The following is an 11,799-nucleotide window of genomic DNA, read 5'->3' on the forward strand; positions in this document are numbered from 1 at the left end:
CTGCGCGAGGGGCTGCACCTAGGGCGCTGATGCCAAAAGGCCGTCTGGTTCACCGGCGCACAACGCCCACTTTTGCAAGCACCTCTTTGGGGATCGCGTAGCGTTGGATGACATCGCGGCCGTTTCGTAGGCCGCATATTTCGCGCTGAATGAAGAAGGCCCACACAGCGTCGGAAGCCCTATCGACAAGGTTCTCGCGGTTTGCCTCGCTGTGGCGAGCCGGGTCCCACGCCCGCAGTTCTGCAAGCACGGATTCTACCTTCAGGCCGTGGCGTCCAAGGGAGCTGGCGCGTTCGGACATGAGTTCATATTCGAGAACATTGAACCCACCAGAGGAATTGAACTGCCTCAGAGATTGCGGCGGACGAAGGCTCATGGATGGATATCCTTTTGTCGGCCAGCAATGTTACCCGATCATGTCCGACAGATCGATAGGCCAGGCCTGCATAGTTTGCCTCGGCTTCGACATGCCGCGTATCATTGGGGCGAATTGGCACCGCGACATCTTGGTTGGCAGATATGCTTTGATCGCATACCGATCATCTCGGGCAATCTTGCCGAAGCTCGATTGACGGCCGAAAATTGCCGCGAACCCCTGATCGTTGTTGCAAGTTAATCGTCATGCTGAGCGCTGTTTCGCCTGCCAAAGTCTAAAAAACATGCGATCGGCACAAAGCCATGCGTCAGCTGCAATGGTGCAATACCGGACCGGTACTGTTAAGCGGTGAGGCCAGATCTTATATCACAGCCATCGAAAACACGGCGGCGCCAGGATGGCAGCCGCTCCTTCAAGCCCGCAGAAAGGGATGAAAATGAACATCGCGCATTCCTTCAACAATTGGCGCAAGTATCGTCGCACCGTATCGGAACTCGGCCGCATGTCGAACCACAGGCTGAACGACATCGGTATCGAGCGCACCGATATCCAGCGTATCGCTCGCGAAGCACTCGCCCGATAATATTGAATTCTGTCAACCGTGTGTGTTTGGACGCCCGCTCTCGTACAGCGGGCGTTTTGTTTTACTAGGACCGCCGCATTCTCATTGAACCGGCTGGCCGAAAATCTGGAAATATCCCCAGGCAGCGGCGAAAACCGCTATCACGACGAGGACAACAAGCAATTTGCGCAGACCGGGACGCGGTGTTTTGGGCGGCTTCGGTCTCCGAAACTGGATGACGTTGTCGTTCATTTGACCTCGGTTATTGGGCATTATGCAGGTTTCTCTCACTCCAAATCCGTGGGTGAATAAATAGAACTTTAAGGCGTCCGGGAGCAAGACATTGCGAAACCCGCGGGTGCTTTTGACGCTTCAATGATCCAATGCCTGTCCTTCAGCAGACGCTGACGACCGCACGCGGCAAAGCGATGAGCCTCCGGTCGAGAATCCGAAACGGCATCCGCCGCAGCGGCTCAGCCTGCCAAACGATCGCGCATATCTTGCCGCGCGAACTCGCACTTCACGTGAGCGCAGCTTTGAAACTTATTTCCCCACTTTGCCGGGCGAAAAGAAACTGATTTCTTATAATCCATTTAGTCTACATATTTTATAGATTAAAGAGTGGCATCAAAAACGCCGCGCGATAATCGGATGATCCATATGCCCTATCTTTTGAGCCTTCTCGACAAAAGCCCCATCGACGCGGGCAAGAATGCCACGGATGCGCTGCGGACGACCGCCAAGCTGGCGGTTCGCGCCGAGGAGCTTGGCTATCAGCGCTTCTGGGTGGCCGAGCATCATAGTATGGCGAACCTGGCAAGTTCCGCACCGGAGGTGCTGATCGGTTATCTGCTCGCCAAGACATCGAAGATTCGCGTCGGCTCCGGCGGCGTGATGCTGCAGCACTACAGCGCCTACAAGGTGGCCGAAACGTTCAACCTGCTTTCCTCGTTGGCGCCGGGCCGCGTCGACCTCGGCGTGGGCAAAGCGCCGGGCGGTTTTCCGCTATCGACGCGGGCGCTGCAGGCGGCGGTCGATCCGGAGCGCAAGCCGAGCTTTGCCGACCAACTTGCCGAAATCAATGCCTACCTCTCAGCCGAATCCTCGGCGGATACCGCCGTCGCCACGCCAATTCCTACGGTTTCTCCCGAACGCTATCTCCTCGGCGCCTCCGTCGAGAGCGCCAAGCTCGCAGCCGAGAAGGGCTGGGAGCTGGTCTTTGCCGGCCATCTGAACGGCGATCCCGAGAATCTGCGCAAGACCTTCGAAGCCTATGAGGCGGCAAGCGGCGGCAAGAGGCCGATCCATCGAGCTCCGTCATGATCTGCATCGTTATACGGAACTCGCTTTCCAGGAGCGGCGGACCAGCAAGATCGTCGCCTCGCTACTTTCCTCCTGGGGCTATGAGGCGACGACCGGTGTCGGGGGCACCGGTGTCGTCACTACCCTTCGGGGCGGCGACGGCGGCCGGCGTATCGGCATCCGGGCGGATATGGATGCCCTGCCGATCGAGGAGGCGACGGATCTTCCCTATGCCAGCGATAATCCCGGCGTCATGCATGCCTGCGGCCATGATGGACACATGTCGATCCTGCTGTCCGCGGCGCGCTATCTCGCTGAAACAAAATATTTTTCCGGTGTGCTGACGCTGATTTTTCAGCCGGCCGAAGAGATCGGCGCCGGCGCCCGCAAGATGATCTCCGATGGGCTTTTTGAACGGTTTCCGGTCGACGCCGTCTTCGGTCTGCACAATTGGCCCGGTGTGCCGCTTGGTCAGTTCGGTTTCGTCGCCGATGCCGCCATGGCCTCGGTCGATCAGGCCGTGATCCGCATGGTCGGCAAGGGTGGACACGGGGCTGAGCCCCATAAGGCCGTCGATCCGGTATTGACGTCCGCGGCCTTCATCACGGCTCTGCAGAGCGTCGTCGCGCGTAATGTCGATCCGCAGGATATGGCGGTCGTCACCGTCGGTTCGATCCATGGCGGCTCGGCCTCAAATGTGATCCCGGAAAGCGTGGAGCTGAAGCTGACCATGCGGGCCTTCAGCGAGACGGTCCGCCAGCAATTGCAGGAGCGCATCCCTGCACTTGCCCGCGCCCAGGCCAACAGTTTCGGTGCACGCGCGGACGTGAATTACCGCCTCGGCTTTCCGGCGCTGATCAACCATCGCAATGAGACGGCCTTCGCCCGCTCTGTGGCGCTGGAAACTTTCGGCGAAGGGCGGATCGTGCAGGATTTCCGGCCGCGCACGGCGAGCGAGGATTTTGCCTTCATGCTGCAGGCACAGCCGGGCAGCTATCTCTTCGTCGGCAATGGCGACAGCGCGCCTCTCCATAGCGCCCATTACGATTTCGACGACACGATCATCGCGCCCGCCGCTCGCTACTGGGTGCGGCTGGTCGAGACCTTCCTTTCATGATGACGACAACAGGACGACTGATGAGATGAGTGACAGCTTTCTCTACACGACCCCTCTCGACCCCCGCGCTAAGCCGCTGATCGATGAGCTGATCCATGAATATGACAGCCGCTACGGCAACTATTTCAGCGCCGAGGGTGCTGCGGCCGAACTCAACCGCTACCCACCCGAGGCCTTCGCGCCTCCGCACGGTAATCTCGTACTTTTGATCCGCGATGGCGAAACAATCGGTGGCGGCGCCTTCAAGCGCTATGACGAGCACACTGCCGAATTCAAGCGCATTTGGACCCGCCATGATCTGCGCCGGCAGGGGCTGGCGCGCAAGCTCCTGATCGAGCTGGGATCTCAGGCCGCCCGCCAGGGCTATTCCCGCATCTACCTGACGACAGGCTTCCGCCAGCCGGAGGCGGTCGGTCTCTATCTCAACTATGGCTACGCCGCCCTGTTCGACCAGACCGTCGATCCGGAAATCCATAAGACGCCGCCGTTCGAGAAGGACGTCAGCCATCTGGCCGAACCTGAGCTACGTGTGGCTGTCGGCAATAGGTGAAACGGCGCGCAACGGATAACCGATAAAAGGGAAACATCATGGCACTGACGACAGATTATGCGGGCATCGCTCTCAGCAACAGGGTCGCCGATCAAAAGCAGGATTATTCCCGCTATCGCATCGTCCCAGCCCGTCACCCCGGCCGGTTGGTGGGAACCATTTTCGCCGCCCTCGTCATCGCTGCCGTGCTTTATTCCACTTTCACCAATCCGCGCTGGGGTTGGGACGTTTTCGCGCAATGGTTCTTCGCCGAGCCCGTTCTCGTCGGTCTCGGCAGGACGTTGCTTCTGACGGTGCTTGCCGCCATTTCCTGCTCGGTCCTCGGCACGGCGCTGGCGCTCGCCCGCGTTTCCAAGTCGCCGCTGCTGTCCGGTCTCTCCTGGGGCTATATCTGGCTGCTGCGCTCGATCCCGATGATCGTGCTGCTGCTGGTGCTGAACAATCTCGGCTATCTCTACGAGACGATCAAAGTCGGCATTCCCTTCACCGATACGGTCTTCATCGACTATCCGACGGTGCAGCTATTGACGCCCTTTGCTGCCGCCTTCTTGGGGCTGACGCTCAATCAATCGGCGTTTTTCGCCGAGATCGTGCGCGGCGGCATCCTCTCTGTCGATCAGGGACAACTTGAAGCGGCCTCGGCGCTCGGCCTCTCCCGCCGCAGGCAAGCCTTCCGCATCGTCCTGCCGCAGGCGATGCGCTCCATCCTGCCGACCGGCTTCAATGAGATCATCGGATTGGCGAAAAGCACGTCCGTAGTCTATGTGCTCGCCCTGCCGGAACTCTTCTATACGGTGCAGGTCATCTACCGCCGCAACCTCGAAGTCATTCCGTTGCTGATGGTCGCGACCGTCTGGTATCTGGTCATCATGACGGTGCTGTCGGTCGCGCAGCACTATATCGAGCGCTATTTCTCGAAGGGTGCCGTGCGCAACCCGACGCCGCTTCCCTTCCAGGCCTTCTTAGAACGATTCCGCCGTCCGCTACCCCTTATCAACATCGCGACGGATACGGCGCTCAGGCCCGGCGTCATCGACGTGGCAAGTTTCAGGGCCGCTGGCGGGGCCGTGCGCATTCACGGTATTTCGAAAAGCTTCGGTGCGCTGAAGGTGCTTGACAACATCGAACTCACCCTACCGCCCGGCAGCGTGACCGCTATCCTCGGCCCCTCCGGTTCCGGCAAGTCGACGCTCCTGCGCGCCATTAACCACCTGGAGCGCGTCGATGGCGGCTTCATCTCCATCGACGGCAATCTGATTGGTTACAGCCAGAAGGGCGACACACTCTACGAGCTCAAGGAAAAGGATATTCTGAAGAGCCGCGCCGATATCGGCATGGTGTTTCAGAGCTTCAATCTCTTTCCGCATCTGACCGTGCTCGAAAACCTTATCGAAGCGCCGATCCAGGTGCGCGGCGTCAGCCGCGAGGATGCCGTGCAATTGGCGCAGGAACTGCTTGCCCGCGTCGGCCTCAGCGACAAGATCAATGCCTACCCGCGCCAGCTTTCCGGCGGCCAGCAGCAGCGCGTTGCGATCGCCCGCGCACTGGCGCTCCGCCCTAAGGTGTTGCTCTTCGACGAGCCGACTTCGGCGCTCGATCCAGAACTGGTCGGCGAGGTACTTGACGTCATCAAGGAACTTGCCCGCACCGGTACGACGCTTGTGATCGTCACCCATGAGACCGGCTTTGCCCGAGAAGTCGCCGATACGGTGATCTTCATGGAAGGCGGCCACATTCTTGAGGCCGGGCCGCCGGCCCGCATCTTCAACGAAGCGGAACATCCGCGCACCCGCGAGTTCCTGGCAAAAGTTCTCTAGCGAAAATCCGGCTCCCTTCGCGAAAGGAAAAAAGTAAATTCATCTACAACCTTAGAATGCAAAAGAGGTAAGTTACATGACTATCTTTAGACGAACGAGATCTCTGGAGGCCGGCATTGTCGCCGTAGCTGCCATCGGCCCTCGGCTCTGCGCACGCGGGAGAAAAATTCAATCTGAGTCCGGACACGTCGAACCGCGTCCGCGCAGAAAAGGATGATGCGGCGATCAAGGCCATCGCGTCCGGTTTCAAATTCGTCAATCCCGGCAAGTTCACCGTGGCGATCAACCCCTGGGATCCGCCGGTCGCGACCTATGCCACGGACGCCAAGACGGTCGTGGGCACCGATCCAGAGATCGCACAGTTGCTCGCGGATTCCCTCGGTCTTGAACTCGACCTCGTGCCGGTTGCCTGGGAGGACTGGCCGCTCGGTGTCTCCTCCGGCAAGTACGATGCTGTCATCAGCAACGTGACGGTCACCGAGGAACGCAAGGAGAAGTTCGATTTCTCCATCTATCGCAGGGATGTTCTCGGCTTCTACGTCAAGTCCGACAGCAAGATCACCGCGATCAAGGAGCCGAAGGACGTCGCCGGTCTGAAGGTCATCACCGGCGCCGGCACGAACCAGGAGAAGATCATTCTGGAATGGGATCGCGAAAACGTCGCCGCCGGGCTGAAGCCGGTCGAGGTCCAATATTACGACGATCGCGCCGCCGCGGATCTGGCGATCCAGTCCGGGCGCGCCGACGTCGAGTTCAACCCGAACGCCACGCTGGCCTACAGCGCATCCATCAAGGGCACGACCAAACTCGTCGGCACCGTCAGCGGCGGCTGGCCCGTTTCAGCCGAAATTGCGGTGACGACCCGCAAGGGTGCCGGTCTCGCCGACGCGGTCACTATCGCCCTTAATGACCTGATCAAGAATGGCAAATACGGCGAGGTGCTGAAGTGTTGGAGCCTTAGCTCCGAGGCGGTCGACAAGTCGCTGACCAACCCACCCGGCCTGCCGAAGAGCGGCTCGTAATTCGTTCAAACTCGTTTGACGGTCGGGCTCGCGCTTATGCGGAGCCGGCCGTTCATGAAAACAGGAAATGGAGAAGGCTCACATGACAGGCATACCGGTTATCCGGGCATGTTCGTTCGTTTTGATGATGACGGCGCTGACGTCCTTCAGCGCGGCCCACGCCGATGATCTGACCTTCGATTTGAGCCCCGAGCAGCCGAGCCGCATTCACGTCGGGCGGGATGAGACGGCAGTTGCCGCCATTCGCAAGGATTTCAAATTCGTGACGCCGGGCACCTTCACCGTCGCCGTCGCGCCCGGCGGGCCGCCGCTCGCCACCTATGCGACGGATGCCAAGACCGTGGTCGGTGCCGATCCGGATATTGCCTATGCCATTGCCGATAGTCTCGGGCTGAAGTTGGAACTCGTGCCGGTCGCCTGGATCGATTGGCCGCTGGGTCTGACTTCAGGCAAATACGATGCCGTCATCTCCAATGTCGGTGTTACCGAACAGCGCAAGGAAAAGTTCGATTTCTCCACCTACCGTCAAGGGTTGCACGGCATCTATGTCAAGTCGGATAGCAAGATCGGCTCGATCAAGGAGCCGAAAGACGCGGCTGGTCTCAGGTTCATCGTCGGCGCCGGCACCAATCAGGAACGCGTCCTGCTCGAATGGAGCAAGGAGAATGTGGCGGCCGGGCTGAAACCGCTGGAGCTGCAATATTATGACGACGATGCCGCAAGCTTGCTGGCCCTGGCGTCGGGCCGTGCCGATGTCCTCGTGCAGCCACATGCGCAGCTCATCTACATCGCCGCCCGCGATAAGAATATCAGGAGCGTCGGCACGCTGAGCGCCGGCTGGCCGGATCGCTCCGATGTCGCGGTGACGACGCGAAAGGGAAGTGGCCTGGCCAATGCATTGACCGTCGCCGCCAACAACCCGATCGCCAACGGCACCTATGGGAAGATTCTCGATCGCTGGCATCTGGCGGAAGAAGCGCTGCCGAAGTCGGAAACCAATCCGCCCGACCTGCCGAAATATTGACCGGCTGATGATATCGAGGGGAGTAATGACATGAGCGGCCGCAAGATATCCATCAGCCATATCGGTTTCCTGACCCCCGGCAACTATCCGGACGAGGATCCGCTGTCAGGATTGGAGCAGACCCTCCAGCAACTGCAATATGGGGAAGAGCTGGGCTTCGACAGCGCCTGGGTCCGCCAGCGACATCTGGAGCCTGGCATTTCGTCGGGCAGCGCCTTCCTGGCAGCGGCAACTCAGCGCACCAGCCGGATTCAATTGGGAACGGCGGTCATTCCGATCGGTTATGAAAGCCCTTATCGATTAGCGGAGGATCTTGCGACCGTCGACGTGCTGTCGCGCGGGCGGCTGAATATCGGCGTCAGCGCCGGGCGTCCGCTGCATGCCGATCTGATCGCGCCGCTGGTCTTCGACGGCGATTGGACCAGCAACGATTTCTCCCACGATCGTGTCCTGCGCTTTGCCGACAATCTGCGCGGCGCCCATCTCGGCGACGAGCAGACCTTCATCAAGACGCCTTTTGGTCCCATCCGGCCACGCCTGCAGCCCTATGCCAAAGGGCTGATCGACCGGATCTGGTATGGCGGTGGATCTCAGCGTTCGGCGGAATGGGCCGGCCGCAATGGCTTCAACCTGTTGACCGGCAACGTGATCACGGGCGAAGGAACCGATGATTTCTTCGTCGCCCAGCCGCGGTCGGTCGAGACCTATCGTGCCGCTGCCGGGCCCAAGCGCCGTATTGCCCTCGGGCGCGTCATCGTGCCGATCGACAGTGCCGATGCCGCCACGCGCCGCCGGTATCAGGACTATGCCGCCGGCCGCAATGAACGGACGCTGTCGCCGCAGGGCGAGAAACGCACTCTGTTTGCCCGCGATATCGTCGGGACTTCGGATGAGATATTGGAACGGCTCTTTGCCGATCCGTTGCTGCCGGAGGTCAGCGAGTTGCGGCTGGAACTGCCTTACGAGTTCGAACACGAGCAGTACCGCCAGATTCTCCACGACTTCGTTACGCGGATCGCGCCGGAACTCGGCTGGTCGACCGCGCCCCTGATTGCACCTGGCGGAGAGGAACGACGTTAGCCTGAGTTGCATTATGCAATGCGTTGAAAGCGACGGATTTTTTCGACAAATCAAACTCATCATACATGTTGAGGGTTTCTGTCTACAAGTTTGCCGGACACATGTGTTAGCATCAACTTGACATACGAGTTCACGCAGTGCTTTTCTCATCGCCGAAACCGATCAAGAGAGGTACCGACGTGGCCGTTCAGCCAAAGTCCCAGACTGAAGCCAGGTCGGAGACGCTGGTTGCGCGTCTCAGCAATATATTGCGTCGGGCGATTGCGAGCGGACAGTTCCCACCGGGAAGCAAGCTGCCGAGCGAATCGCAGCTCACGGAGACCCATGGTGTGAGCCGTACGGTCGTGCGCGAGGCGATCGCGGCGCTGAGGGCCGACCGTTTGGTCGAGGCGCAGCAGGGGGCAGGGGTCTTCGTGTTGGAATCTCCGGCGTTGCCGGTGCTCTCCTTCGGAAATCTCGACCAGGCCCGGGTTTCGTCCGTTATCGAGCTTTTGGAGCTTAGAACCGCCGTGGAGGTCGAAGCGGCCGGGCTTGCTGCATTGCGGCGGTCGCCGGCACAGGAAGAGACGATCTTCGAACGGCATCATGCGCTGCGCGATTGTTTCAACGCGGGTGCTCCGACAAGCGAGGCCGATTTCGCGCTCCATCTCGCCATCGCCGAGGCGACGAACAACTCCCGTTTTCGGGAGTTCCTGTCGATGATCGGGCCTCGGATCATTCCGCGCGCAGCCATGCGCGAGGGGGAGCCCGAGCCCGATCAGGATGCCTACATCCTGCTGATCGACGAGGAGCATCGCCAGATCGTCGTCGCCATATCGAATGGTGATGAAGAAGGCGCCCGTGAGGCGATGCGTAGGCATCTGCGGGGCAGCCAGGAGCGCTATCGCGCGCTTCTGCGCGAACAGCGCAAACCTGTATGATGAGTTGTTGACAGGAAAACGTCATACATATATGACAACTCCTGCCTGAGGAGGCAGAAGAGGAATTCCTGATGACGCCACAAGAAATCAAGGCCGCGCTGGGCGCGGGCCTGTTGTCTTTTCCTGTTACGCATTTCGACGCGGAGGAGAAATTCCGCTCCGACAGCTATCAGCGTCATATCGAATGGCTCTCCGGCTATGATGCGCCGGTGCTGTTTGCAGCCGGGGGCACGGGTGAGTTCTTCTCGCTGTCGCCGAACGAGATCCCGACTATTGTCAGGGCAGCCAAGGAGGCGGCCGGCAAGACGGCGATCGTTTCCGGCTGCGGCTTCGGCACGCATGTCGGTGTCGAGCTGGCACAGGCGGTCCAGAAGGCTGGCGCCGACGGCATCCTGCTTTTGCCGCACTATCTGATCGATGCGCCGCAGGAAGGCCTTTACACCCACGTCAAGCGCATCTGCCAGTCGGTCGATATCGGCGTCATGGTCTATAACCGCGACAACTCGGTGCTCTCGGTCGATACGCTTAAACGCCTCTGCGATGAATGCCCGAACCTCGTCGGTTTCAAGGACGGTACCGGTGAGATCGGCGTGGTTCGCCAGATCACCGCCACGCTCGGCAACCGGCTGACCTATCTTGGCGGCATGCCCACAGCCGAACTCTTCGCCGAAGCCTATCTCGGCGCCGGCTTCACCACCTATTCCTCCGCCGTCTTCAATTTCGTACCGGCACTGGCCGTCGAGTTCTACAGGGCGCTTCGCGCCGGTGAACGCGTGCGCTGCGAGACGATCCTGAAGGATTTCTTCTATCCCTTCATGGCCATCCGCAATCGCCGCAAGGGCTATGCGGTCTCCGCCATCAAGGCCGGCGTCAGGCTGCAGGGCTTCGAAGCCGGCAGGGTGCGGCCGCCGCTGGATGATCTGACTGGCGAGGAAGAGGCCATGCTCGACAAGCTCATCTCGCCCTGGAAGCGTTGAGATGGCAGTTGAACTTCGCACGGAGGACAGGTGACATGCTGGTGCGCAAGCTCTCCGGCACTCCGCCCCGCACTGTCCTTCCGGCGGGAACGGTAGACACGCAGATGCATATGTATCTGCCCGGTTTCCCGGCACAGCCCGGCGGCCCCGATCTGCCGGCTGGCAGTCTGCCCACGCCTGAGCAATATCGCCAAGTGATGGGCTGGCTCGGCATGGGCCGCGTGGTCATCACCCAAGGCAATGCCCATCAGCGCGACAATGGCAATCTTTATGCCTGCCTCGCCGAAATGGGCGACATCGCCCGCGGCGTCGCCGTCATCGATGCCGAGACGCCGGAAGCCGAACTCGACAGGCTCGCGGAGGCCCGCGTCGTCGGCACGCGCATCATGGACCTGCCGGGCGGCGCTGTCGGCCTCGACGCACTTGAAGCCATCGATGCTAGGGCAAGCGCGCGTAGCTGGATGCTGGCCGTGCAGTTCGACGGCAGTCATATTCTTGAGCACGAGCCCCGGCTGGCGCGGTTGAAATCCCGCTGGGTGCTCGATCATCACGGCAAATTCTTTTCCGGAGTGACGCCGGAGAGACCGCAGGTCGCGGCCGTGAAGAGGCTGATCGACAAGGGCAATTGCTGGTTCAAGTTCGCTGGCTGCTACGAATCCTCGAAGAGCGGCGGTCCCGCCTATGAGGATATCGCCGCTGTTGCGCGCGACGTGGCTGCCCATGCGCCGGAGCGGATCGTCTGGGGCACGAACTGGCCGCACAATCTGGCGCGGCAAAACGCCGACTATCCTGACGATGCAACGCTGACGGACACCGTACTCGGCTGGCTGCAGAGTGCGGACGCCCGGAGACTTGCTCTCGTCGACAATCCCGAAGCGCTTTTTGGTTTCGCGCCATTCGAGGGCGCAATGCAGTGAGAATTCGGCCGGGACGAGGAGGTTCCGGCCTTCGTTGAGGAGGGGAGATCATGACTATCGCCATTGCCGGCATCTTGGGGACTGCCATTGTTGGGCTACCGCTTGGGCCGAACGCGGCACAGACCAGACCGGCCA

11 protein-coding genes and 2 pseudogenes are annotated in these 11,799 nt (G+C 60.5%); 11 read left to right on the plus strand and 2 right to left on the minus strand.

Annotated features, from left to right (window positions below; genetic code table 11):
* Positions 1–49: 49 nt before the first annotated feature.
* On the minus strand, positions 50–376 hold the full coding sequence (locus K290_RS0114135) for a DUF6665 family protein (RefSeq protein WP_028752532.1): 327 nt from the start codon (positions 374–376) through the stop codon (positions 50–52).
* Positions 377–812: 436 nt separating this feature from the next.
* Between K290_RS0114135 and K290_RS36220 the strand changes: the two genes are divergently transcribed.
* On the plus strand, positions 813–959 hold the full coding sequence (locus K290_RS36220) for a DUF1127 domain-containing protein (RefSeq protein ID WP_065091441.1): 147 nt from the start codon (positions 813–815) through the stop codon (positions 957–959).
* Between the two features lie 81 nt (positions 960–1,040).
* Here the strand turns inward: K290_RS36220 and K290_RS37915 are convergent, their stop codons facing one another.
* Complete coding sequence (locus K290_RS37915; RefSeq protein WP_172831009.1) at positions 1,041–1,190, minus strand: hypothetical protein; 150 nt, start codon at positions 1,188–1,190, stop codon at positions 1,041–1,043.
* Between the two features lie 408 nt (positions 1,191–1,598).
* Here K290_RS37915 and K290_RS34270 point away from each other — a divergent pair.
* The 10 genes and pseudogenes from K290_RS34270 to K290_RS0114205 form a co-directional block, all read left to right on the plus strand.
* Positions 1,599–2,243, plus strand: a pseudogene (locus K290_RS34270) (MsnO8 family LLM class oxidoreductase); the annotation flags it as partial.
* Positions 2,212–3,357, plus strand: a complete 1,146-nt coding sequence (locus K290_RS0114160; RefSeq protein ID WP_051264068.1) for a M20 aminoacylase family protein — start codon at positions 2,212–2,214, stop codon at positions 3,355–3,357. The pseudogene K290_RS34270 and the gene K290_RS0114160, both read left to right, overlap by 32 nt.
* Positions 3,358–3,382: 25 nt before the next feature.
* Positions 3,383–3,907, plus strand: a complete 525-nt coding sequence (locus tag K290_RS0114165; protein ID WP_028752535.1) for a GNAT family N-acetyltransferase — start codon at positions 3,383–3,385, stop codon at positions 3,905–3,907.
* Positions 3,908–3,945: 38 nt separating this feature from the next.
* Positions 3,946–5,724 (plus strand): amino acid ABC transporter permease/ATP-binding protein, encoded by a 1,779-nt coding sequence (locus K290_RS38745; protein ID WP_081670315.1) that lies wholly within the window; start codon positions 3,946–3,948, stop codon positions 5,722–5,724.
* A gap of 76 nt (positions 5,725–5,800) precedes the next feature.
* Positions 5,801–6,746 (plus strand): annotated as a pseudogene (locus K290_RS34280) (ABC transporter substrate-binding protein).
* 82 nt (positions 6,747–6,828) lie between these two features.
* A complete protein-coding gene (locus K290_RS0114185) occupies positions 6,829–7,770 on the plus strand; it encodes an ABC transporter substrate-binding protein (protein WP_028752536.1) in 942 nt (313 codons plus the stop codon).
* A gap of 30 nt (positions 7,771–7,800) precedes the next feature.
* Positions 7,801–8,850: an LLM class flavin-dependent oxidoreductase gene (locus K290_RS0114190; protein ID WP_028752537.1), complete on the plus strand. Its 1,050-nt coding sequence runs from the start codon at positions 7,801–7,803 to the stop codon at positions 8,848–8,850.
* A gap of 179 nt (positions 8,851–9,029) precedes the next feature.
* On the plus strand, positions 9,030–9,770 hold the full coding sequence (locus K290_RS0114195) for a FadR/GntR family transcriptional regulator (protein WP_028752538.1): 741 nt from the start codon (positions 9,030–9,032) through the stop codon (positions 9,768–9,770).
* Between the two features lie 71 nt (positions 9,771–9,841).
* Positions 9,842–10,747 carry a 5-dehydro-4-deoxyglucarate dehydratase gene (gene kdgD / locus K290_RS0114200; RefSeq protein ID WP_028752539.1) on the plus strand — a complete coding sequence of 302 codons (906 nt, stop codon included), beginning with the start codon at positions 9,842–9,844 and terminating at the stop codon, positions 10,745–10,747.
* A 35-nt stretch (positions 10,748–10,782) separates the two neighbouring features.
* Entirely contained in the window at positions 10,783–11,664 is an 882-nt protein-coding gene (locus tag K290_RS0114205; RefSeq protein WP_028752540.1) for an amidohydrolase family protein, read from the plus strand.
* Positions 11,665–11,799 lie beyond the last annotated feature (135 nt).

The sequence above is a fragment of the Rhizobium leucaenae USDA 9039 genome (assembly GCF_000426285.1).
GTDB classification, from domain to species: domain Bacteria; phylum Pseudomonadota; class Alphaproteobacteria; order Rhizobiales; family Rhizobiaceae; genus Rhizobium; species Rhizobium leucaenae.

Coding starts and splice junctions, on each gene's coding strand:
- K290_RS0114135 (WP_028752532.1), bottom strand. CDS start 376: ATGAGCCTTCGTCCGCCGCAATCTCTGAGGCAGTTCAATTCCTCTGGT.
- K290_RS36220 (WP_065091441.1), top strand. CDS start 813: ATGAACATCGCGCATTCCTTCAACAATTGGCGCAAGTATCGTCGCACC.
- K290_RS37915 (WP_172831009.1), bottom strand. CDS start 1,190: ATGAACGACAACGTCATCCAGTTTCGGAGACCGAAGCCGCCCAAAACA.
- K290_RS0114160 (WP_051264068.1), top strand. CDS start 2,212: ATGAGGCGGCAAGCGGCGGCAAGAGGCCGATCCATCGAGCTCCGTCAT.
- K290_RS0114165 (WP_028752535.1), top strand. CDS start 3,383: ATGAGTGACAGCTTTCTCTACACGACCCCTCTCGACCCCCGCGCTAAG.
- K290_RS38745 (WP_081670315.1), top strand. CDS start 3,946: ATGGCACTGACGACAGATTATGCGGGCATCGCTCTCAGCAACAGGGTC.
- K290_RS0114185 (WP_028752536.1), top strand. CDS start 6,829: ATGACAGGCATACCGGTTATCCGGGCATGTTCGTTCGTTTTGATGATG.
- K290_RS0114190 (WP_028752537.1), top strand. CDS start 7,801: ATGAGCGGCCGCAAGATATCCATCAGCCATATCGGTTTCCTGACCCCC.
- kdgD (WP_028752539.1), top strand. CDS start 9,842: ATGACGCCACAAGAAATCAAGGCCGCGCTGGGCGCGGGCCTGTTGTCT.
- K290_RS0114205 (WP_028752540.1), top strand. CDS start 10,783: ATGCTGGTGCGCAAGCTCTCCGGCACTCCGCCCCGCACTGTCCTTCCG.